The following is a 23,667-nucleotide window of genomic DNA, read 5'->3' as shown; positions in this document are numbered from 1 at the left end:
AAGAGAGTAACCCTTCTTTAGTTTCCCTTTGGCTTTAAAGCAAAGCTTTTTTAAAAACAACTAGATTTTTACAAGAAAGTCTTTTTGTAAAAATTGATAAATAAAAACTTAGATTCCATAAAGCTATAAAAAGTAGAGTATTGCGTTAAGAAGTGTTGTGCTAAGTTTTAGTTGCTTTCTAGTTATCAGCGTAAAATATCAAATCTAGTCACTAGATAGCATCTGCTAAGTAAATACATTTTTATTAACCTCTAGAAAAATAAGTAGTTGATACGAAAATATCTCACATTAAGCTTTTTTTAATCTAAAAAAAAGGCTTACAATATTTCGCACTCATAAAACATAAAGTTAGTAAAGTTAATCTTTGTTAAATCATATAGTCATATGCAGTTAGAAAACTTGCAAAGATATCTTATGCCAACTGGCTTGACTTTACCATTATGAGCAATCATAAAAATTATAAAACAACAAAATAAAAAAGGTACAAAATGAAAAAACAGTAATAGCTAGTTCTATTATCTTAGCGGCATTAGTAGGTTTAAGCAGTAGTGCTTTAAGTGCGCAAGAGCCAAAAGCTTTTAGTTTGATATGTGTGCCTTCAAAGAGTGATTCTACTTCCCTTACTTGCAAAGAACAAGAGCTTAACATACTAGGCCAACTAGACACTAGTACAAGTGCTAATAATAGTGAAGTTAATGCTAATAGAGTTGATGATAAAGAAGCTAATGACTACGCTGGGGAAAGGGTTAAAACTAGTGGAGTACTTTTTGGTATAGATGCAGGTTTTTCTTATCATGATGCTACTTCGTTTTCTTTTTCCGATGGTTTTTATGATGGAGATAGAAGTGGTGTTGGCTACTTACTTGGTTTACGCCTTGGTTATCAAGTGGCTTTTACTAAAAGTATAGGGATGAGATTATATGTAGGGGATAGTTTTTCTTTTAGTACTTCATATGCGATTAATTCACTTCTTGCCAATCTAGACTTTTACTATAACTTTACTAGGAAATGGGGGATATATGTAGGAGGAGGTTCTGGGGTGCAAAGCCTTTTTGATGTTCGTGCAATTACTTCAAGTGCGAGTATGGCGAGTGGTGGGGTAAATGTTGATAGCACAAGCTCTTCTAGCATTACCATACCTACTCCGCAGATACAAAAAAGGAACTCATATATCTATAGTGGTAACTTTGGCATAGAGTATCTACCTGGTAAAAAAGTTGGTAAGAACATCATAGCTCTTGGTGTGACTGTAGTATCACCTACCTCAGCAAATTATGTAATACAAACTTCTGGAAATTCTATAGATGCAGGCTCTGTTGTATTGCAAAATTATATATTCACCTTTGGCTATACGCATGTGTTTTAAAAAGTATTAATATAGGTTTTTAATGTCTAATTATCACTAGTGGTTTTTAGCTTGTTTTTGCAATGGCTATTAAATGTTATCGTGTATAGATGTGTGATTTTTAACGGGCAACTATCTATATATAATTAAGTTTCTAGTAGTTATATTTTTTAAGTCAAAGGCACTCTTGCTTTTGGGTTTTTGTACTAGCAAAAACAAGCGTGTGAGAGACTACTGGGTAAATATTTATAAAATAAAAACTTAGAGGGATAAGGGGAGGGCTTTGCTCAAGATAGGGTCTCCTCCCCCCTTTTTTTCACTCTTTGGCTGTTTTAAGAAAAATAGAAGGGAAAGAAATATCTGATATCTATGTTAGTGCGGACCCTAAGTGCGTAGTAAGTAAGTAGAACTTGCAGCCTTATATAATCTTAAAAAAGTAAAATCTATCACTACTTATTTATATTAAAGCTAAGTTTAGCTTTTAGCCATCTTCGCACTTGATATGGGCAAACTAGCAAGAAGTTGTGCAAGAAAGTTTTGATGTTTGTATATTGTCTATTTAATGTTAAATTTTACTTAATTATTACATCCAATCAACATTAGCGAAAGTAATAGCAATAATCATAGTAATATGAGAATTTATACAATAAAAATTGTTGTTACATTCTCATATTACTCAGTAAATAATAATTCTAAGATAGAATAGTGTGCATATCCATTAAAAAGATGATTGCTATGAAGATCTATGATACAAAAAGCCAAGGATGAAATATGAAGATACTAGTAGCCTTTTTTACATTTCTAATCACCTTAAGCATAACAAGTTTAAGTGCCCACACCTATAAACCAATCACAGTAAGCCAAAAAGACATGGACTACATGGGTTTAACCACAACTACTGTGGATGAAAACTATACTGGTAAGGGCATACCTTTTAGTGCTGTTATAGACTTTGATGGTAAAGAAGGATATACAAGAACTACTAGCTCTGAAGTTATAGTGGTTAATATCTACAAAAAAGAAGGTCAGAAAGTAAAAAAGGGTGAAAAGATAGCAGAGATTAGCTCTAATGAGCTAAGTAATCTCTTTTTTGAGTATCAAAACACCCTATCTAAATACAACGTAGCAAAAGATATAGCACTAAAAGATAAAAAGCTTTTTGAAGAAGGCGTTATATCTGAAAGGGAGGCCCAAGCTAGCCATTTAGCTATGAATGAGTTTAAGTTAAAACTAGGTGAGATAACTTATACCCTTACTCTATTTGGTATAGATGTTAACAACCCTAGAGGTAAATATGGTTTTGTGGTTAGGGCTAATGGAAGTGGGACTTTAAGTGTAGCTCCAAACTATATAGGTCAAAAGATACCAGCTTATAGCCCCTTTATTAGAATCTCAACTTCAAAAAAACTACTAGCTACCATAAGAGTTCCTTTAAGCATGAAAGATAATATAAGTGTTGGTGATGTAGTTATGGATTCAAATGGTAATGTCATAGGTTATGTAGGCACAGTTTCAGTCGTAGTAGATAAAAACTCAAACAGCATAAGCGCTATAGCTAATATAACCAATACTAAAGGCAGTGACTATAAAGTAGGCGAGATAATAGAAGTCTATATTTCAGGAAGCATACCAAGTAACGCCTTTGTAGTTCCAACTGATGCCATCATAAAAAATAATAATGACTACTTAGTTTTCAAAAAAACCAAAACAGGCTTTTTGCCAATTAATGTTAATGTCTTAGAAGAAAGAGATAATGCCTTTATCATAACTTCACCAGAGATAAAAAAAGGCACATCCATAGCAAGCGGATCTTTAGTTACACTTAAAGGCATTATAAATGGCGTAGGCGAAGGAGAATAATGCTCGCAAAGATTATAGAGTTTTCACTAAGACAACGCATTATCGTTGTCATCATGGCTTGTTTGCTTTTTATATACGGCGTTTATAATTTTATTAATATACCAATTGATGCTTATCCAGATGTAAGTAGCACTCAAGTTAGGATAGTAGTAAAGTATCCAGGAGCAAGCCCTGAAGAGTTAGAAAACAGAGTTATACGCCCTTTAGAGCTTGACTTATTAGGCTTGCAAGGTCAAAAGTCCTTAAGAAGCACAAGTAAGTACTCAACTGCTGATATAACTATAGACTTTGAAGATTCTGTAAATATCTACCTAGCGAGAAATATGGTTAGTGAAAAGCTAGCTAACATCTTGCCAGATCTCCCTGAAGGAGTTAGTGTTTCTCTAGCCCCCATAGTCACTCCACTTAGTGATATGTATATGATAACTATAGAAGGGGATATATCTTTAACTGAAAAGCGAGAGCTTATGGACTTTACCATAAGGCCAGCACTTAGAAGTATAAAGGGTGTTGCTGATGTAAGTGTTATGGGAGGTTATGCTAAGGCTTATGTTGTGATTCCAGACTTTCATGATATGGCTAAGCTTGGAATTTCCATGAATGAGCTAGAAGATGCCTTAAAAGAGAATCTTAAAAATGACGGTGCGGGTATCATAAACCGTAAAGGCGAATCTTATATCGTCAAAATAGAATCTGCTGCTAAGAATATGGATGATATAGAAAATATAGCCATCTCTACTAAAAGTGGCTATGTGCGTATAAAAGACTTTGCAACTGTTACGCAAAATCACTTGACGCGTCTTGGTTTTATCACTCGTGATGGCAATGAAGAAACAGTGCAAGCTGTAGTCTTAGGTCTAAAAGGAGCTAACTCTAAAAACACTATCACAGCAGTTGAAAAAAAGCTTGATGAGATAAAAGCAGAACTCCCAAGAGGAGTAAAGTTAATAACTTACTACAACAGATCTGATCTAACCCAAAAAGCTGTTGATAATGTCATAAAAGTGCTTATAGAAGCCATAGTTTTAATCATCATACTGCTATTTTTATTCCTAGGGGACTTAAGGGCTGCTGTTGCAGTTAGCGTGATACTACCTCTTGCTTTAAGTGTAGCTTTTATACTTATGCACTTTACTCATATAACGGCAAATTTAATGAGTTTAGGAGGGCTAATAATCGCAGTTGGAATCTTAGTAGATAGTGCTGTAGTTATGGTAGAAAACGCTTTTGAGAGGCTAAGCCACGATCAAAACTCCACTAAACTTCACTCTATTTATAGATCTTGTAAAGAGATATCAGTTTCTGTAGTAAGTGGGATAATTATCATCATAGTATTTTTTATACCTATCTTAACGCTTGAAGGTTTAGAGGGCAAGATGTTTTCTCCACTTGGTGCAACTATAGTTTTTGCGCTAATTGGCTCTTTAATCCTATCTATTACAGTTATCCCAGTTATAAGCTCACTTGTTTTAAAAGCTAAGCCTCATAAAGATACTTTTTTGATACGCTTTTTTAACTATATCTATAATCCAAGCCTAAGGTTTTGTCTAAACAACCCTAAGAAAGTTATAGTTATAGCCCTTATCTTCTTAGTCTTTTCTTTCTCTCTCTTTCCTTATATCGGCAAGGCTTTTATGCCTAATCTTGATGAAGGAGAGATAGTTTTAACAGTTGAAACAGTACCTTCTATATCGCTGCCTCAGTCTCGCGAGATAGTCTTAAAGATAGAAAAGCTTTTAATGGAAAAAGTTCCAGAGATAAAAGAGATAGTTGGAAGAACAGGTAGTGATGAGCTAGGGCTTGATATATCAGGGCTTAATCAAACTGATCTTTTTATCTCTGTTAAACCTCATAAAGAGTGGAAGGTAAAAACTAAAAAAGAACTAATAGAAAAGATGAATAATGCTGTAAGAGATATAAAAGGAGTTAGTTTTATCTTCACTCAACCAATAGAGATGAGAACTAGTGAGATGCTAACTGGAGTTAGGGGAGATCTAGCTATAAAAATCTTTGGTGCTGATATAGATGAGTTAAATAAACTAAGTGCGCAGATAGCAGATATCTTAAGAAAGGTCCATGGAAGTAGTGAGGTTTATACTGCGCTTAATAAAGGAGTAAACTACCTTTATATAACCCCTTCAAGAGAGGCCATGGCTAGGGCTGGTATAAGCACAGATGAGTTTTCAAAGTTTATGAAAAGCTCTTTAGAAGGAATCTTTGTAGACTACATCCCTTCAGGCTTTATAAGAACACCAGTTATTATCCGCCAAGATGAAAGCATAACTTATGATATAGCTAAGCTTAAAAACTTAGAGCTTGCAAGTGATGCTGACTTAGCAGTGCCTATAACTTCAATAGCTACTATAAAAGAAGTAGATGGCCCTATAAGCATAGTTAGAGAAGGTGGTAAAAGATATAGCGTAGTAAGAAGTAATGTAGCTGGTAGGGACTTAGGAAGCTTTGTAGATGAAGTAAAACAAAAGATAAACTCTGAAGTAAAACTACCTAGTGGCTACTCTATAACCTATGGTGGTCAGTTTGAGAATCAACAAAGGGCTAATGCACGTTTTGCTACTGTTATACCTATAAGCATACTAGTGATCTTTTTCATACTTTTCTTTACTTTTAGAAGTATATCTTTATCACTACTTATACTTTTAAATATACCTTTTGCTGTAACTGGTGGGCTTATCTCACTTTTCTTATCAGGAGAGTATATGTCAGTGCCTGCAAGTGTAGGCTTTATAGCCCTCTTTGGTATAGCTGTGTTAAATGGTCTTGTTATGGTAGGCTACTTTGTGCAGCTTATAAAACAAAACCATACTATAGATGAAGCAGTAGAGATGGGAGCAAAAAGACGTTTAAGACCAGTTTTAATGACAGCTTTTATAGCAGCCCTAGGACTTGTGCCTATGCTTTTATCTCATGGCGTAGGCTCTGAAGTTCAAAAACCTTTAGCTATAGTTGTACTTGGTGGACTTGTAACTTCTAGCATACTTACTTTGCTAATCTTACCTCCAACATTTAAGATAATCGCTAAAAAGCTAAAGCTAACATAAGGGATAAAAAATGGTGATGTTAGATATACATATAAAGTCCATATTCAAAGACAACATAGTAGATCTCTTTTTAGAGCATGGTTATAATGACTTTTTTTATATAGATTCCCAAAAGTATGCTTCTAAGACCTTACTAGCAAGTGATAAAGAGAGGGTAAGTGGTAGACAGGAGTTTGCGCTTATAAAGTTTTATGTAGATGAAGTTGAAGCGCAAAATGTAGCAGCTCTTGTCTTAAAGCATTTTGAGCATGCTAAGGTTTATAAGATAGAGTGTTCTTGTGTAATATGCCACTTTGAGCCTAAAAACACTAACTAAAAAGCTTACATTTAATCTCAAGTCTTGCCCTTTTGCTATGTCCTTACAAAGACTAACTAGATAGCCTGGGACCTTCTTTTTTCACGCTGTTTTTAGATGTTAGATTCTATTTTAAAAATATAGAATCATTACCTTCAAACATCCCCATTAACATGAGTGCGTAACGTAATTTAGAAATCTTAGATTATAGATAGATTTAAACTACTTGCTAAAACTCTCTCCTAAAGTCTCTTCTAAGAGTGCAAGGGTTTGTATATAGCGTATCTTTTGGTCTACTAACTGTATTTGGGAATCTACATAGGCATTTTCATAAGTTATATACTCAAATAGGTTTGATTTTTGTGCATCATAAGCAAGTTTAGTTAGGGCTGCTAACTTTCTTTTTATCTTGATATCTTCTTTTGCTATCTGCATATAGTGCCTTGATATGTCCATTTGTTGAAGATAGGCTTTTACTTTGATCCTAAGTGTATTTTTTGTGATATTAGATTTATAAAGTGTGCTTTGACCTAGTACCATGTACTTAGCTTTTAAGTGGGTTTGTTTTTTAGTTATAGGCAAAGGTATCTGCACATCAAAAGCTGCTCCAGTAGAAGGTCCTGTTGTATTAACTCCAAGACCAACTATTAAATCTCCTGCAGGAAATATATCTCTACTTGCTTGTCTAGCTAAAAGCTCATAGCTCTTAGTTTGGGAGTTAAGGATATTTATATAAGGCGAGTTTTCAAGCTTAGCTAGGGTTAGAGCTTCATTTAGCTTTTCAAAGTTCATATCTAGACCTTGAACCCTTAAGTCGTTATGGTTATGAGTTATGCTTCTTTCTACTTCTTTTAGTCTTGCTAGCTCGCTAGTTGTATTTGATAGTATGTTTGATATATCTTTTTTAGATGAGTTATTTAAAAAAGGGGCATCTTTTAAGCCTAAGATCACATAGAGATCTTGTTGTGCTTTTACTAGGTCATTTTTAGTAGAAAGACTAGTTAGGTTAGCAGCTATATAAGCACTTTCAAAGTTTACATAGTCTTTTTGACTAAGGCTACCTGCTTCAAGTTTTTTCTTAGCTATGTTTAAAAGTGTTAAAAAGTTTATCTCTCTTTGTATGTCATATCTATACTTTTCTTTTATGGCCTCATAGGTTAGATACATCTTTTTTGCATTTATAAAAGCTATGTTTTTTACAAGCCCTGTTGCTTCTTTATACTCTAAACCCTTTACTTTTAGGGCTTCTTTTAAAAGCGAGTTCACCCAAGGAAGTGTTGGTTTTAACATAAAAAGCGTAGTTGAAGTAAACATAGTTCCACCTCTCCCATCTGGCTCTGTATTTCCGGAGGCTTCTATGTAGGGAAACTGCCAAGAAATGTCACTTTTTGCTTGATTTAGTTGGCTTTCATAGTTGGCTTTGTTGCTATTTAACTCCAAGGAGTTGGCATCTATGGCGCGTTTAAAGTCAGATATGCTTAAGACCTCTGCAAAAAGTAGATTTGCCGGGAGTAGTAAGATAAGCGCTAATGCTTTAAATCTTAAGTTAGATCTCATAACTGATGTCCTTTTATCTAGTGAGTGTTTGCTTTGTAAAGTTTGTGCTATGAATGTTAGCATGGTAATGGTGAAAATAGCGAAAATAGAGTAATTCTTATAATTGTTCATATATGAGTTTTGTAATGATTTTTAAATATGACAGTAGCTAAGATAGAGGCTTTATCTAGCCTTTAGTGGTAAGGGCTAGATTTTATAAAGCAAATTCTATTAAGTAAGATTCTATAAAGCTATGCTGTGAGATAAGATTTATCTAGCACTTAGCTCTCTTACAAGCCCTACTAGCTTGATGGCATTTTCCCTTGGTAGGTCTGGAAGCATGCCATGCCCTAGGTTAAAGATATGCCCTGGTTTTTTGCCCATCACAGCGATTATATGTTCAACTCCTTGCTTCATAGCATCAAAGTCATAAAGTCTTGCAGGTTCTAAGTTGCCTTGTAAGACATATTTTGATCCAGCTTTATGCTTAGCTTCTTCTATAGGAGTTTGATAGTCAACTCCTAAAACATCAAAGTTTCCATTTAGTTTATGCAAAAAGTTACCTGTGCCTCTTGGGAAGAGTATAACTGGGATATGAGGATACTCTCTTTTAATGTGCTCGCTAATTTCTACCATATAGCTAAAACCAAACTCCATATAAGCACTATCTTCTAAGGCATTAGCCCAAGAATCAAAAAGCATAACAGCATCAGCCCCAGCTTGTATCTGACACTCTAGATAGCCTTTTAGCTCTGAAGTTAGCCTTCTCATTAAAGCATGCAAGGTCTCTGGACTAGCATAAAGCATCTTTTTAGCCTTAGCATAGCTTTTACTGCCTTGACCTTCTATCATGTAAGTTGCTAGCGTCCAAGGTGCACCACAAAAGCCAATTAAAGCCTTAGATTTATCAAGCTTAGCTCTAGTTAAAGAAAGCGTTTCATAGACATAATCTAAGTTTTTATAAGCCCCAGCTTTTAGATGCTTTATAGAATCTAAATCAGTTATAACATCTAAAAATTTTGGCCCTACGTGGTTTTCAAAAACTAGATCTAATCCCATCTCATGAGGCAGCATTAAGATATCGCTAAAAAGTATGGCAGCATCTACATCTAATATATCAACTGGCTGCAAGGTCACTTTAGTAGCAAGGCTAGGGTTTTTGCACATATTTAAAAAGCCATTAGCCTCACGTCTTACTTCTTGATACTCGCTTAAGTACCTCCCAGCTTGACGCATCATCCATATAGGCGTGTAAGGTGTTGGTTTTTTAAAGCAAGCATCTATAAAAATATTTTTACTCATTAGCTTTTTCTCCATATTGAATTTATTTAATTATAAACTATACTTTTTATACATAAACACCACCACTAAGGTTAATCATATGAAATACGCATTTTTATATCCAGGACAAGGGTCTCAAAGCTTAAATATGGGCTTAGATTTTATAGCTAACTTTAAGGTAGCTAAAGAGTTAAGTCAGAGGGCAAGTGAAGTTTTAAAGTGTGATTTTGAAGACTTACTAAAAGATGAAAGCAGACTTAATCTAACTCAGTTTACCCAGCCAGCTATCTTTACTGTTAGTGCTATGGCCCAAGCTATCTTTGAAAGTGAAAGTGAGATAAGACCTACTTTAGCCTTTGGGCACTCTTTAGGTGAAGTTAGTAGCTACTGCTTAAATGGCGGGGCTAGCTTTGAAGATGGAGTTAACTTAACTCATAAAAGAGGCGAGTTTATGGCTAAGGCTTGTGAAGATAAAGAGTGTGGCATGCTAGTAGTTTTAGGGCTAAAAGAAAGCCTTTTAAAAACCATGTGTGAAGAAGAAAGAAAAAAGGGCGCTAAAGTTTATGCAGCTAATTTTAACTTAGAGGGTCAAACTGTGCTAGCAGGCATTAAAAAAGACTTAGAATCTTTTATGCCAGTTTTAAAAGAAGCAGGTGCTAAAAGAACTTTACTTTTAAATATGTCAGTTGCAAGCCACTGTGATTTATTACAAAGTGCGTGCGCGCCTTTTGAAACGCTTTTAGAATCTAAACTTCAAGATTCTAAGATAGAAGTTATAAGTAATGCCACTTTAGAGCTTTATAAAAGCAAAGATAAGGCTTTAGTAAACCTAACTAGTCAGCTAATTATGCCAGTTCGCTACCATGAGTGCGTAGAAGTAGCTAAGCTTAAAGGCATAACTTGCTTTATAGAGTTTGGTAATGGTACAGTTTTAGCTGGGCTAAACGCTAAGTTAGGAGCGCAAACTTTAAGCATCAATAATACAGAGAGTTTGAAAGGCACCTTAGGCAAACTTTAAAGACCTTTACTTACAGTCGATATAAGGTCAAGTATATCAAGGGATACAAATGGTAAAAGCCAGACAAAAGACCATACGCGTATTTGAGTTTGAAGAGGGTACGCTAGATGAGATAAAAGCCTATACTTTAAAGCATGCAGAGCTTTTAAGGAACTACTATTTTAGCTTTAAAGATGAGCTATTAGCCACTATTAATGATGAAGGCTTAAAAAAGCTTTTAAGCTCCATGAACATGCAGTATCTTGAGTTTAAAGATATTAAAGAAGAAGAAAGTGATGATGGGCTTAGTTTGTTTGATGATGAGTGCTATAAAGATGACCTAGATATAGACCCAGCTTTTGATGAGACTAAGATTTTAGATTCCTTAAAAAAAGCAGCCCTTTTAAAAGAAGAAAGTGATGATGTGGAATCTATAAGCGATAGCACTATCACGCGAAATGCTGATACTTTAGTTATAAATAGGCATGTAAGAAGTGGTGAAGAGATCTTTTCTGCAGGAGACTGCGTCATCCATGGTAATGTGCATAGTGGGGCTAGTGTGACTTGTATGGGAAGCTTAAGTATACTTGGTAAAAAGTGTGAGGGGAATATTAATTGTGATGGTGATGTGCTAATTCTTAGAAATATATTTATTGGAAGAGTAACTTTTCAAGGTAATATTTTAAATAAGGAAGATGTAGAAGCCATCAATCTAAACTCGAATCTAAAGATGCTAAGGCTTAATCAGAGATTAGAGATAACAGAGTTAAATCCACTTTAAAAGGAGCAAGTGATGAAACAGCGAACCATAGCCAAAAGAGTGGAACTAGTAGGCATAGGACTACATAAGGGCGTACCAGTTAATCTAGCATTAGAGCCACTGCCAGCTGATAGCGGACTAGTTATATATAGAAGCGATCTTGGTGTGTCTGTGCCTTTAAGACCAGAAAATGTTATAGATACAACTATGGCAACTGTCATAGGTAGTCAGAAGGCAAAGATTTCAACTATAGAGCACTTGCTTTCAGCTGTGCATGCTTATGGTATAGATAACTTACGTATAGTCTTAGATAATGAAGAAGCCCCTATTATGGATGGTTCATCTATAGGCTTTTGTATGCTAATAGATGAAGCAGGCATAAAAGAGCTAGATAAACCAAAAAAGATTCTATCTATCAAAAAGGCTGTTGAAGTTAGGGATAAAGATAAGTTTGTAAGAGTTGAGCCTAGTGATTCTATAACCTTTGACTTTACTATACGCTTTCCTCACCCAAGCATAAAAGAACAACACTATAAGTTTAACTACAGCCTTCAAGCTTACAAAGAAGAGATAGCAAGGGCTAGAACTTTTGGCTTTTTACAAGAAGTGCAGCAACTTAGAGCTATGGGACTAGGACTTGGCGGGAACTTTAGTAACTGCATAGTTTTAGATGAAAATGGAATCTTAAACAAAGAAGGTCTTCGTTTTAAAGATGAGTTTGTAAGACATAAAATCCTAGATGCCATAGGTGATATGGCCCTACTTGGTATGCCCCTAGTTGGAAGTTATATCTCTTTTGCAGGGAGCCATAAGTTAAATCACTTTTTAACAGAAAAGATTTTAAGTGATGCAAGTAGTTATGAGATTATAGATTTAGAAGATAGAGTAGAAGATAAAGCGCTTCAGACCTCATTTTCTTACGCAAGTAACTAGCCTTTAAGCTAGTTTTGCAAGATGACTTTAGCCCTCCAAACACTAATCCCTCCTTTTCAAGTTGGCTTTTATGAAAAGGAGGGTCACTCTCAAAATAGCAAAGATATAAGTTATAAAAGACTTGAAAGCTTTAGCTTTGAAGGTATGTTAGTTCACTCCTTACGCGCCCTTTTTGGTGCACTTTTAAAACAAGATTATGACAAAAGTTTTTTTGATACTAAGGCTTTAAGAGCCCTTTCAAAGCTAACTACTTTAGATTCCATACTTTATGCTAGAGGAGTTGGGAATCTAAGTGCTATGAAGCTAACTCATATAGCGCTTCAAACTTTGCATAAAACTAAAGATATAAATATTTATGCTGGAGATATATTTAGCTTTTCGCAAAGTAAAGAGATAAAGGCTTTTGGAGCTATGAGTTATTTTTTAAAAGAAGAAGAGGGCTTAAAGTCTATAGTTTTAGAAAAAAGTCTAAGCCCAAGCATAGAGTTTTATATGCCAGAGATTTTAAGCTTAAAAGATTTCAAGCAGCCTTTAGAACCACTTTATATAACTAACTATTTATAAGTCTTAGTTGTATAAGACTTATAGGTTAAGAGTTTTTCTAGTCTATGATGTAAGGTATGCTATGTACGCCTGATTTTTCTACGCTATCACTAATTTTTAAGGCTGTATTATTATCTTTTACATTAGGATTATAGTCGTGTTCAAAGACTTTTTTTAGTAGGGCGATTTTTTGTTCTTGAGTTTTAGCTTTAGGGAGTTCTTCATAAAAACCTGAAGCTCTATTCATAGCTTCAACACCTAGTAGGCCAGCAACTAGGATTTCTACATTGCCTTTATCAAGATAAGAGTTTAAGTTGTCTATCTCTTGCTTACAGTGAGGGCAGGTTGTATCAACTATCATATGTATAGTTTTAGAACTTGATTTATTAGCCTTTAGGGTTATAACGTCATTTTTGTAAGTTTTAAAAAGAGCTAAGGCGTTTTTATCAACTAGGGCTTTGTTGGCATTGTTATTTTCAGTGATGCTTGCTTGTATCATGCCTATAAAAGGTTTATTACCAGTTACTATCCCTTCAGGATCTGGAGCTATAACTACGCTTCCATCTTCGTTAGTTAAAACTGAGGTTTGAAGGCCATTATCTCCTTTTATAGTCACTATCTTTAATCCTTTAGCCTTAGCATCTTCTATTTTAAGTATAGAAAACTTTGAGTGCAAGGCCAGTTTTAAAGTGGCTGTAAGATTTTCTTTTATATCAGCAGCATTTAGCAAGCCTAAAGGTAGACTTAAAAGTAGCAAAGGGGCTATGAGGTTTAGTTTTTTCATGATATTTCCTTTTTAGTTAGTGTTTAGTTATTAGTAGAGTTTAACTGGACTTGGGTCTCTTACTAGGTTAGCAAAACGCTGGTGCCAGTAAGGGTATATAGGCTTAAGTTGGCTTGCTTTATCAAGTAGCTCTATGTGTTTAGAATCTAGTTTTATCTCACTAGCTTTAAGATTTTCTTTTAACTGGGTTGGTTTGGTAGCACCTATGATCAAAGAAGTCACAGTAGGGCGACTTAGATTCCATGCTAGGGCAACTTGTGCCATAGTGTAACCACTTTCTTTAGTTACTATCTCTAAGGCATCAGTTATATTAAAAAGATGTTCTTTATCTATATCCCAAGCCCCACCACTACTAAGCCTGCTATCTTTAGAATCTATCTTAGTTCTAGTTATCTTGCCACTTAGATAAGCCCCACTTAAAGGACTCCAAGGCATAGTAGAGATGTTTTCTTCTAAAGCTAAAGGCATAAGTTCAAACTCATACTCCCTTGCAGCAAGCGAGTAATAAGCTTGATGGGCTATGGGGCGAGAAAGATTGTATCTATCAGCCACGCTTAGCATTTTCATTAGATGCCAGCCTGAGTAGTTACTAACTCCAAAGTATCTAATCTTTCCTATGCGCACTAGTTCATTTAAAGTCTGAAGTACTTCTAGATGGGGAGTTAAGGCATCATAGCAGTGAAGATAGTAAAGATCTATATAGTCAGTTTGAAGACGTTTTAAACTCGCATCTATGCTTTGAAGGATTTTATATCTTGAAGTTCCAAACTCATTAGGCCCTTCACCCATGTACATACCAGTTTTAGAGCTTATATAAACCTTTTCTCTATCTAGCTTCATGGCCTTTAAAGCTTCACCTAGTACTATCTCGCTATCACCACAAGAGTAGCAATCAGCTGTATCAAATGAGTTGCATCCATAATCAAGACAAGTTTCAAGTAAAGCTATAGCTTCATTAGTCTTAGTAGTGCCCCACTTTTTAAAAAGCTCAGTGCTACCTGCAAAAGTAGCAGTGCCTAAAGTCATGGCAGGGAGGATTAAACCACTACCTTTAACGTGCCTTTGTTCCATTCATGCATCCTTTGTAAATTGGAATTTGGTAAATTGTATAATATAAAAGGTATATTTTGAAAGACGAGGAAAGTTTATGTTTCAAAAGATTATCAACGAAAATAAGCGCAAGACCATTTATGTTTTACTGACTTACGTGCTTATATATATCATTATAGGCTTATTAGTTGATGTAGTTAGGATTAATTCTACTAATTTTTCTCAAAGCCTCTATTATCTCATAACATTTAAAATCTTCCCAACAGCCACTGTTATCTTAATACTTGCTAGTTTGGTTGTTATCTATATAGCTACAACTTGTTTTAGCAAGATAATGCTAGGTGGAGCCAAACACAAGCTTTTAGATCCTAATGCTACTTTGCTAAACTCAAGAGAAAGAGAGGCTTATTATATACTTCAAGGTCTAGTAAAAACATCTAAAACTAACTTTACCCCTAAGCTTTATGTTATGGAAGCACCATTTATGAATGCTTTTGCAAGTGGATGGAGTGAAGATAACAGCCTTATATGTCTAACTACAGCCTTGCTTAGTAAGCTAGAAAAAGATGAACTAACTGCTGTTATAGCTCATGAATTAAGCCATATAAGACACTATGATGTAAGGCTTACTATGAGTGTTGGAATCTTAAGTAACATCTTAGTTTTTGTGGCTAATATGGCAGCTTACTTTTTCTTTCCTACTAATAGAAACTCTGGAGCCAGTATCGCAAGAAATATCCTTTTTGCCCTCCAACTTATCTTGCCTCTTATAACTTTAGTTTTACTTATGTATCTATCTAGGGCTAGGGAGTATATGGCAGATTCTGGAGCGGCTTATATTATGAAAGATCCACTACCTATGATAAGGGCACTTCAAAAAATTAGTGCTGATTATAAACAGACTAATTACTCTCATACTGAGGTTAATCCTGCAAGAAATGCTGCTTATTTAGTTAGTATAAAAGAAGCTTTTAGCACTCATCCTAGTGTAGAAAGTAGAATCCTTGCCTTGCAAGGTAAAAGTTATAGGCGCTAAAAGTCTAGATGAAAGTAAGGGAGCAATTAAAACCATGAAAAGATTCTATGATGTTTTATACTCTCCAGTTAGGGAAGAGTACTTTAAAGAAAAAGTTGAAGGCTGTGTTTTTTGTAATATCTCTGCAAACCCACAAGATGACTTGCAAAATAGAGTTTTTTATAGGGATGAGTTTTGCTTTGGCGTTATGAATAAGTACCCTTACTCTCCTGGCCACTTTATGCTTATACCCCATGTGCATGTTAACTCTCCTAGCATTTTAGATTCTAAAATATGGCTTCATATAAACGCCTTAGCACAAAAAGGCATAGCGCTTTTAGAAGAGTATGGTGCTAGTGGGATAAATATAGGTATGAACTTGCAGCGTGCAGGAGGAGCTGGAATCCCTGAGCATATACATATGCACTTTGTGCCTCGTTATATAGGTGATACTAACTTTATAACCACTATAGGCTCTGCTAGGATTTATGGTGTTAATCAAGATATAATATTTAAAGAGATTTTAGAGCTTTCTAAGAAGCATTTTAAGATATGAGCACTTGGTGCTAAGGGATTTAAACAAGGAGACTAGATGGTTAAACTAGCATTTTTAATTTCTACTCTTTTTGTGTTTTTAAATGCAAATGTTTATGACTATTTGCTAACTAGTAATGTCTACTCAGATGTTAAAAGGGGCATAGAGTTAGGAGCTGATGTTAATGGGAGGGTAAGAGGTCTAACTCCTTTATATGTCGCCGTGCAAAACAACAACCCAGAGATACTCTATCTCCTTTTAAAAAGAGGTGCTAAGGTTAACGCACTAAGTAATGGAGAAAGTGCCCTTCATAAAGCAGTAGAGTTAAGAAAATATCCTTATGTTAAAGCCCTCTTAGAAGCTGGGGCTAATCCAAATTTAAAAGATGATATAAAAGGTAACACTCCTCTTGCTTATGCTGTCGTTGATAATGACCCTAATATGGTGAGTTTACTTTTAAGATATGGGGCTGATATGAGGGTGGCTAATGATGAAGGCGTTAGCCCAGCACAGTTTATCTTGGCTAATACTATCTTGCCTCCACTAGAAACACAAGATAGCGTTTTAGCACTTTCTTCTAGTGCTTTTAGAGTTGGGAGTGGCGGGGTTGCAGTAACTTTAAGGAATCTAAGTGATTACTATGTAGTGGTTAATTATGTAAGTTTTTATATAAACAAAACTTTAGTAAGCGATATGCCTGTTAATAGAGTTTTGCCACCAGATTCAACTATAGATTCTATAGCTATCTTACCTCTTCCTCCTAAGTCTTTGGGGCTATTGAAGATAGGTGAAGATGGGATTACTAACATAGAATATGGCTTTGATATAGAATACTCAGTAGGCAATAAGCCAAATAGTCTTTATAATACCACTATAAAAGAACTCAAACTTTGGTAGCTAGTCATGCTAAACATTATATAAGGTTGAAAAAATGATAAAAGTAAAGATAGAAGTAAGCACAAGAGAAGGTATCTTAGATCCAGAAGCAAAGGCTATATATACTGCTTTATTGCACATAGATGACAAAGTAGCTAGCCTTAAAAAAAGTACAGTTTTTTATATAGACTTAGATGTCTCATGTGTTAATGAGGCAAATATGAAAGCTATAGCTTTGTGTGAAGAGCTTTTAGTTAACCTAGTCATACAAGACTACAAGATAGAAGTTTTATCATGATAGCTATACTTCACTTTCTAGGCACAAACTGCGCTTATGATTTAAAAAACTTTTATGACGCACAGGGTTTAGAATCTATCTTTATAGATGCTAACACTAAAGCTCTTCCAAGTGAGACTACTCTAGCTATCATCGCTGGAGGTTTTAGCTATGGAGACTACTTAAGATGTGGGGCTATAGCTGCTAGGGCTAGGAGTATGAAGGCCTTAAATGAGTATGCTACTAAAGGTGGCAGGGTACTTGGTATATGTAATGGCTTTCAGATACTTTGTGAAGCTAGGATGCTGCCAGGGGTGTTGATGAGAAATTCTAGGTTAAAGTTTATAAGTAAAGATGTAAGGCTAAAGATAGAATCTAAAGATAACAAGATGCTTGCTAACTACTCTAAAGATTATATAACCTTGCCAGTTGCTCATATGGAAGGTAACTATCAAGTTGATGAAAAGACGTTACAAGACTTAAAAGATAACAACCAAATCTTACTAACCTATGAAGATGATATAAATGGTGCTGTATCTAAGATAGCTGGGATTTGTAATAAAGATAAAAACATCTTTGCGCTTATGCCTCATCCAGAAAGGGCTATCCATCCTCATACACACACTCATACTCATGGACATGAGCACGATCATCATCACACTCACTCTCATGAACATACACATTCTAACCTTGCCTTGCCTAGCGAGGGCAAAGAGATGCTTTTAGGCTTAGTTTAAGGTAGGTATATGTTTTGCTTTTTAAATAATAAAATCTCTATCAAAAAGGTCAAAAACTCATGAAAACTACACTATTTTGTGCTCTAAGTTTATGTAGCATCCTATCTCTTAGCTCACTTAGTGCTAATGGCTTTGATAATGGGAATCTAAACTATAACTCACCAAGCACTAGAGCTACTCTAGATCCAAGAAGCCCAAACTACGATCCTAGACTTGACCCAAGAGTTAACTCAAGCATGAATCCTTACTATCAAAGTGCACCAGTACAGCCAAACTATAATAATGGTTATGATCCAAGCTATAACGCTGGAGCTCAAAACTATAATCAAGTCATGCGTAACATGCCAAATAGACAAGGTAGCATGAATCAAGGAGTAATGCAAGGAAGGGTTATACAAAGAGATATAAATCCTAATGCTACTAATCAAGATGCTAGGAATCCTAATAGATCACCTCAAAATGTACCTTTAAACCAAGGGTATAACCCACAAAATGCCCAGCAGATGCAGCCTAGAATAAATCCAAACTATGATGCAAGAGGTTATCAAGACCCTAACTATCAAAATCCTAATTATCAAGACAATCAAAGATATGGTAGCTCAGACTACTATGATGACGCCCCAAACTACAATGATCCAAACTATGATCCAGGCGTTTATAGAAATGGCCAGTACTATGATAGATATGATCCAAGGCTTTATGAAGATAGGATCTACACTCCAGCTCCAAGAGTGTACTACGTGCGTCCAGCAGAAAGGCCAGTTACGCCTAATACTTACTACTCACCAGTAGCTCCTTCCCAAGATATACCTTCTCAGTCCCTAGATCCAAACTATCCTGATCCTAACTCAGGTTGGTATGATGACCCAAGATCTAGTTTATCACCAAGGTTAGAAAGTGCACAAAAAGGCTTTCAAAATGTCTTAAAGGCTGGAAGTGGAGATGTATATCTAAGCTCAGATTCTAGTGCTTTGCCACAGGCTATGGTTTATAAGGTAGCAGATAGTGGTATAGATCTAGCACCTAGAATCCCGCCTATGCCTCAAAGCCCAGGTGCAGTAAATGTCTTACCTCCTCACTCTAATCTTGCTAACTCTAATCTTGAAGGCCCACAAGGGACTAATAACTTCTCTAGTCTCTTGCCACCAACTGAAGATGCTTTGGCTAATCCACTAAGTGCATCCGCAGCCTTAAATGCAGCTATAAAAGCAGCAAGGGAAGGGGACTATAAAAAAGCCTTAGATCTTTTTAACACTTCTTGTAATCAAGGAAACCCAGCAGCTTGCTTTGGCATAGGTGTTATGTTTATGTATGGTGCAGGTGTACCCCAAGATAGATCTAAGGCTACTAGATACTATCAGATGGGCTGTAGTGGAGGAGATCCTACAGCTTGTACTAACTTAGGCATGCTTTATGATGAAGAGGCCAAACAACCTGGCAATCCTAGAAAGGCAGCAGAGATGTATATGACAGGTTGTCAAGGTGGAGATGTAGAATCTTGTAATAATTTAGCCTGGGCTTATTCTAACGGTGTAGGCGTGCCAAAAAACTATCAAATGGCACTTCAGTACTATAAATTTGCCTGTGATAACGGATCTGATATAGGCTGCTATAACTTAGGATTACTTACTAACACAAATAGTATCTATGGGCCTAATAAAGCCACTATGACACCACTAGAACAAAATGTTGCTGCTTGTAATGCAGGCGATGTAGAAGGCTGTGCCAACCTTGGTTGGATGTATACTGTTGGAACGCATGGAGTATCTAAAAACTACCGTCTAGCCTCCCAGTACCTAAACACTGCTTGTATAGGTGGAGTAGGAAGTGCTTGTAATAACTTAGGTGTTTTATATGAAAAAGGGCAAGGTGTTACTCAAAACAAAGCTCAAGCCCTAGAGCTTTACTCACTAGCTTGTGATAGAGGCGTGGCAAATGGCTGTAGAAACTACGCTATTTTAAATAATAAAAAAGATGAGAAAAAAAGTAGGTTTAGGTTTTAAGCTTGCCTAAGCGCATTTACAAAAACGTCCAAGATAAGATGGATGACAAGATAGCTACAAGTAGCACCAGCACTTCAAAAAAAGGTGCTACAAAAGACTTTATAGAATCTTTTTTTTTCTACCCTAAGTTTTATCACCTACTTTTAGCCTTTTTGCTTTTGCCTTTTAGCTTTATCTACTCTTTAATTACCATGCTTTTAAAGCTTTTAACCCCAAAAAAAGACTTTAATATACCCATAATAAGTATTGGAAATCTTGTAAGTGGAGGCAGTGGCAAAACGCCTTTTTGCATAGCAGTAGCAAGGCTTTTAGATTCTAAAGGTATGGATGGAGTTTTTATAGTCTCTAGGGGCTATAAGCGAAAAAGTAAGGGTGTACAAGTTGTTAGTTTAAAAGGTGCTTTAAAGCTAGCAGTTAATCTCGCAGGAGATGAGCCTTACTTGATGGCAAGGATGACTAAGGCTAGTGTTATAGTAAGTGAAGATAGAAAACTTGGAATCTTAAGTGCCAAAAGGCTAGGTGCTAAGGTTATAATCTTAGATGATGGCTATAGATTTAATTACAAAAAACTTGATATCTTACTTAAGCCTAGTCTTAAGCCAGTGCTTCCTTTTACTCTTCCTAGTGGTTACTACCGTTTTTATCCTTTCTACTACCGTTTTTGCGATCTTTGCTTAGAAGAAGGTAAGGACTATAAAAGGCATGTAAGCTTAGAACACGCAAGCCCTGCTATGCTATTAGTTACAGCTATAGCTCAAAGCTCACGTTTAAAGCCCTACTTAGATTCTAGGGTTGTAGGCTTTGTGTCTTATAAAGACCATGCAAGTTTTGAAGAGAAAACTTTAGAGGATTTGCTAAGTCGATATAATGCAACAAGTATTTTGATGACACAAAAAGATGTTATTAAATGTGAAGGATATAGCCTTCCTTTTAGTCTTTTAAACTTAGAGATAAGCATAGAATCTAAGGCTATGGAAGAGATTATAAAGTATGCTTCAAGCTATTATGAAGGTTAAAAGATGCTAAGGCTTTGTGTAATCATCCCCGTTTTTAATGTTGAGAGATATTTACAAGAGTGTTTAGAATCTTGTTTAAATGAAGATTTAACTAATATCGAAGTTATAGTTATAGATGATGGCTCAAGTGATAAAAGTTTAGAGATAGCAAAAGAGTATGCTAGAAAGCACAAAAATCTACTAGTTATAAACAAGCCTAATGCAGGACTTAGCAGTGCAAGAAACGCAGGCCTTGAAGTACTAAGTGGGACACCCTTAAGAGCCTTTTTAGATTCTATGCCCATAGAATCTAAAACTTTAAAAAGCACCTTAGACCTTACCCCAATAGATTCTAAGGCTAATACTACAAATCCTAGCTTTAAGCTTCATAAAGACTTAAACAAGCACTTTCAAAGACTAGAAGAAAATATCTATCAAACTAACATAGCTAACTTTAATGATATAAGCCTAGCTAAACTTCCAAGTGATGTAGTAGTGCACTTTTTAGATAGTGATGACTACTTTATAAATGACGCTTTAAAAAACACTGCTAGGCTTTTTAAAGATGAAAGCCTAGATCTAGTTTTTAGCGATCATTTTGCCTTTCAAGAAGGTAATATCAAAGGCTTTGTAGCAGGCAATAGAACTGATCTAAACGCCCTAAAAACCTATATAGCAGATTTATATGTAGAGCCAGGTGAAGTCTTAAAGTACCTTTTTAAAAGTATGTTTTGGTGGAGTTGTAGTGGAGCTTTTAGGGCAAGTGTCTTAAACCCTTATGCCTTGCGTTTTAGTATGGCTATAGAAAACGAAGATGTAGGCTTTGGCTCTATAATATTTAGCCTAGCTTCTAAAATCTATCTTGACTACTCCCCTCGCTTAGCTTATAGGGTAAATAGTAACTCTATAAGCCACTCTGCTAGTAATGTCTTTAAGCTTCCTACTATGCCAGCTTATCTAAAAGAGCTAGATTCTTACTTTAAAACCTATGCAGACTTAAAGTACTACTATAAAACACATAGCTTTATAACTATCTGTGAAAGTTTTTATAACTTTCAAGAGAGTTTAAAAGATACAAGCTTAAAAATGCTATATATTGAAAATATACGCATCATCTTAAAAGCAGTATCAAAAAGACTAGATTTTAAAAAGCTAAAGTTTGCTGATCCAAAAAAACTTGCCAAGCGGTTTGATGCTTTATGCAAAGAAACTGACCTTAAAACTAAAGCCTTTGCTATGAAACGCTATGCTCTAAAACACCGCTATAAAGATATAAAAGATAGCTTTAAGGCTTTGCGCAGGCAAGCCCAAACAAATTAAGAGGTAAAAATGATAAAACTTTGTGTAATCATCCCAGTTTTTAATGTTGAGAGATATTTACAAGAGTGTTTAGAATCTTGTTTAAATGAAGACTTAGCTAACTTAGAAGTTATAGTTATAGATGATGGCTCAAGTGATAAAAGTTTAGAGATAGCAAAAGAGTATGCTAGAAAGCACAAAAATCTACTAGTTATAAACAAGCCTAATGCAGGACTTAGCAGTGCAAGAAACGCAGGCCTTGAAGTACTAAGTGGGACACCCTTAAGAGCCTTTTTAGATTCTATGCCCATAGAATCTAAAACTTTAAAAAGCACCTTAGACCTTACCCCAATAGATTCTAAGGCTAATACTACAAATCCTAGCTTTAAGCTTCATAAAGACTTAAACAAGCACTTTCAAAGACTAGAAGAAAATATCTATCAAACTAACATAGCTAACTTTAATGATATAAGCCTAGCTAAACTTCCAAGTGATGTAGTAGTGCACTTTTTAGATAGTGATGACTACTTTATAAATGACGCACTAAAAGCTACTAGTCTAGCCTTTAGCGATACTAGTTTAGATCTAATGTGGCATGACTTTAGCGTAGTCTTAGATGATGATATAAAAGATGTATCTTGGCATAACTCAGGTGAGTTAGCTTTGTTAAAAACACTTACTAGTAAGATTTCCTTAAGTAGTGCTGAGGTGCTAGGCTATATCTTGCATGGGTGGCTTTGGTGGAGTTGGGGAGGGGCCTTTAGAGCTAGTGTGTTAAATCCTTATGCTTTGAGATTTAGCCACTCTATAGAGTTTGAAGATAATGACTTTGGCCCTATAGTCTTTGGACTAAGTAAAAAAATCTTAATTGATTATAATCCCTTTCTAGCCTACAGGATAAGAAATAGTTCTATAACTAGAAGCTACACTCGCCCAAAAGTTATACCACAGTATCTAGCAGCTATAGAATCTAACTTTGAAACCTACACGCAAGCTAAAGTTTACTACAGGGCTTATAGCTTTTTTGTACTTTGTCTTAATATCTATAACTTTCAAGATGCTTTTATAGATGAAAGCTCGCCTTTAAAAGAAAACTATAAACAATGCATGCATGCTATCTTGCTTAGTGCTTTTGAGTTAGTAACTATACAGGGCTTAAAGAAAAATGATCCTCTAGATATTTTAAAGATCTATAATTTTTTAAATGACAAACTTAACTTTACTCCTAGTATGTCTCAAAGTTTTAATAGCTCTATAAAAAGAAAGATCATGTCAAGGTCTAAAAATGCATCAGCTGTAATTGAAAGTCTTGCACAGATAAAAAACTTAACTAAAAAGTACGTAGTTGATATGATAAAAGTACCACTTATAAATAAAGCTTTAAAGACTATCTTTCCTGGCTTTATAAGAAGACCTATAAAGGCTTTTTTAAAAAAGATACTATAGCTTGCCATGCTTGCATGTTATAATCATTAAAAATTCAACTT

21 protein-coding genes are annotated in these 23,667 nt (G+C 35.3%); 17 read left to right on the top strand and 4 right to left on the bottom strand.

The features are described from left to right. The first annotated feature begins 592 nt into the window (after positions 1-592). The 4 genes from BKH43_RS06440 (at position 593) to BKH43_RS06425 (ending at position 6,580) form a co-directional block, all read left to right on the top strand. On the top strand, positions 593-1,366 hold the full coding sequence (locus BKH43_RS06440; RefSeq protein ID WP_143429044.1) for a hypothetical protein: 774 nt from the start codon (positions 593-595) through the stop codon (positions 1,364-1,366). A gap of 750 nt (positions 1,367-2,116) precedes the next feature. Next, complete coding sequence (locus BKH43_RS06435; RefSeq protein ID WP_095229787.1) at positions 2,117-3,205, top strand: nickel-cobalt-cadmium resistance protein; 1,089 nt, start codon at positions 2,117-2,119, stop codon at positions 3,203-3,205. Continuing rightward, positions 3,205-6,264, top strand: coding sequence for an efflux RND transporter permease subunit (locus BKH43_RS06430; RefSeq protein ID WP_095229785.1), 3,060 nt, complete (start codon positions 3,205-3,207; stop codon positions 6,262-6,264). The genes BKH43_RS06435 and BKH43_RS06430 overlap by 1 nt, the downstream gene beginning before the upstream one ends. A gap of 10 nt (positions 6,265-6,274) precedes the next feature. Continuing rightward, entirely contained in the window at positions 6,275-6,580 is a 306-nt protein-coding gene (locus tag BKH43_RS06425) for a DUF3240 family protein (RefSeq protein ID WP_095229783.1), read from the top strand. A 201-nt stretch (positions 6,581-6,781) separates the two neighbouring features. Here BKH43_RS06425 and BKH43_RS06420 read toward each other — a convergent pair whose 3' ends face one another. Further along, positions 6,782-8,116: a TolC family protein gene (locus BKH43_RS06420; protein ID WP_172402337.1), complete on the bottom strand. Its 1,335-nt coding sequence runs from the start codon at positions 8,114-8,116 to the stop codon at positions 6,782-6,784. A gap of 249 nt (positions 8,117-8,365) precedes the next feature. After that, positions 8,366-9,397, bottom strand: a complete 1,032-nt coding sequence (hemE, locus tag BKH43_RS06415) for a uroporphyrinogen decarboxylase (protein WP_095229779.1) — start codon at positions 9,395-9,397, stop codon at positions 8,366-8,368. Between the two features lie 79 nt (positions 9,398-9,476). On the opposite strand from hemE, the gene fabD reads away from it, so the two are divergent. The 4 genes from fabD to BKH43_RS06395 are packed head-to-tail and all read left to right on the top strand — an operon-like array spanning position 9,477 to position 12,630. Further along, positions 9,477-10,394: an ACP S-malonyltransferase gene (fabD, locus tag BKH43_RS06410; RefSeq protein WP_095229778.1), complete on the top strand. Its 918-nt coding sequence runs from the start codon at positions 9,477-9,479 to the stop codon at positions 10,392-10,394. A gap of 49 nt (positions 10,395-10,443) precedes the next feature. Continuing rightward, positions 10,444-11,154, top strand: coding sequence for a septum site-determining protein MinC (locus BKH43_RS06405; RefSeq protein WP_095229776.1), 711 nt, complete (start codon positions 10,444-10,446; stop codon positions 11,152-11,154). Between the two features lie 12 nt (positions 11,155-11,166). Beyond that, entirely contained in the window at positions 11,167-12,066 is a 900-nt protein-coding gene (lpxC, locus tag BKH43_RS06400) for a UDP-3-O-acyl-N-acetylglucosamine deacetylase (RefSeq protein WP_095229774.1), read from the top strand. A gap of 21 nt (positions 12,067-12,087) precedes the next feature. Further along, complete coding sequence (locus BKH43_RS06395) at positions 12,088-12,630, top strand: hypothetical protein (RefSeq protein WP_095229772.1); 543 nt, start codon at positions 12,088-12,090, stop codon at positions 12,628-12,630. Between the two features lie 37 nt (positions 12,631-12,667). Here the strand turns inward: BKH43_RS06395 and BKH43_RS06390 are convergent, their stop codons facing one another. Both BKH43_RS06390 and BKH43_RS06385 read right to left on the bottom strand, forming a co-directional pair. Beyond that, a complete protein-coding gene (locus BKH43_RS06390) occupies positions 12,668-13,393 on the bottom strand; it encodes a hypothetical protein (protein ID WP_095229770.1) in 726 nt (241 codons plus the stop codon). A 30-nt stretch (positions 13,394-13,423) separates the two neighbouring features. Continuing rightward, positions 13,424-14,464 carry an aldo/keto reductase gene (locus BKH43_RS06385; RefSeq protein WP_095229768.1) on the bottom strand — a complete coding sequence of 347 codons (1,041 nt, stop codon included), beginning with the start codon at positions 14,462-14,464 and terminating at the stop codon, positions 13,424-13,426. 76 nt (positions 14,465-14,540) lie between these two features. Here BKH43_RS06385 and htpX point away from each other — a divergent pair, with 76 nt between their 5' ends. The 9 genes from htpX to BKH43_RS06340 are packed head-to-tail and all read left to right on the top strand — an operon-like array spanning position 14,541 to position 23,626. After that, entirely contained in the window at positions 14,541-15,479 is a 939-nt protein-coding gene (gene htpX / locus BKH43_RS06380) for a zinc metalloprotease HtpX (protein ID WP_095229766.1), read from the top strand. 34 nt (positions 15,480-15,513) lie between these two features. Beyond that, positions 15,514-16,014 carry an HIT domain-containing protein gene (locus BKH43_RS06375; RefSeq protein ID WP_095229810.1) on the top strand — a complete coding sequence of 167 codons (501 nt, stop codon included), beginning with the start codon at positions 15,514-15,516 and terminating at the stop codon, positions 16,012-16,014. A gap of 36 nt (positions 16,015-16,050) precedes the next feature. Next, positions 16,051-16,890 carry an ankyrin repeat domain-containing protein gene (locus BKH43_RS06370; protein WP_095229764.1) on the top strand — a complete coding sequence of 280 codons (840 nt, stop codon included), beginning with the start codon at positions 16,051-16,053 and terminating at the stop codon, positions 16,888-16,890. A gap of 34 nt (positions 16,891-16,924) precedes the next feature. Further along, a complete protein-coding gene (gene purS, locus BKH43_RS06365) occupies positions 16,925-17,167 on the top strand; it encodes a phosphoribosylformylglycinamidine synthase subunit PurS (RefSeq protein ID WP_095229762.1) in 243 nt (80 codons plus the stop codon). Beyond that, a complete protein-coding gene (gene purQ, locus BKH43_RS06360) occupies positions 17,164-17,883 on the top strand; it encodes a phosphoribosylformylglycinamidine synthase subunit PurQ (protein WP_095229760.1) in 720 nt (239 codons plus the stop codon). The genes purS and purQ overlap by 4 nt, the downstream gene beginning before the upstream one ends. A gap of 59 nt (positions 17,884-17,942) precedes the next feature. After that, a complete protein-coding gene (locus BKH43_RS08665; RefSeq protein WP_253248066.1) occupies positions 17,943-19,886 on the top strand; it encodes a sel1 repeat family protein in 1,944 nt (647 codons plus the stop codon). A gap of 2 nt (positions 19,887-19,888) precedes the next feature. Then, the gene (locus BKH43_RS06350) at positions 19,889-20,902 is read left to right on the top strand and encodes a tetraacyldisaccharide 4'-kinase (protein ID WP_253248065.1); all 1,014 of its coding nucleotides are present in this window, start codon (positions 19,889-19,891) and stop codon (positions 20,900-20,902) included. Positions 20,903-20,905: 3 nt separating this feature from the next. Further along, positions 20,906-22,201, top strand: coding sequence for a glycosyltransferase (locus tag BKH43_RS06345; protein ID WP_095229758.1), 1,296 nt, complete (start codon positions 20,906-20,908; stop codon positions 22,199-22,201). Between the two features lie 9 nt (positions 22,202-22,210). Beyond that, on the top strand, positions 22,211-23,626 hold the full coding sequence (locus BKH43_RS06340; RefSeq protein ID WP_095229755.1) for a glycosyltransferase: 1,416 nt from the start codon (positions 22,211-22,213) through the stop codon (positions 23,624-23,626). Positions 23,627-23,667: the final 41 nt, after the last annotated feature.

Source organism: Helicobacter sp. 13S00401-1 (assembly GCF_002272925.1).
Taxonomy (GTDB): domain Bacteria; phylum Campylobacterota; class Campylobacteria; order Campylobacterales; family Helicobacteraceae; genus Helicobacter_I.
This window is presented reverse-complemented; position numbering and strand designations above follow the sequence as displayed.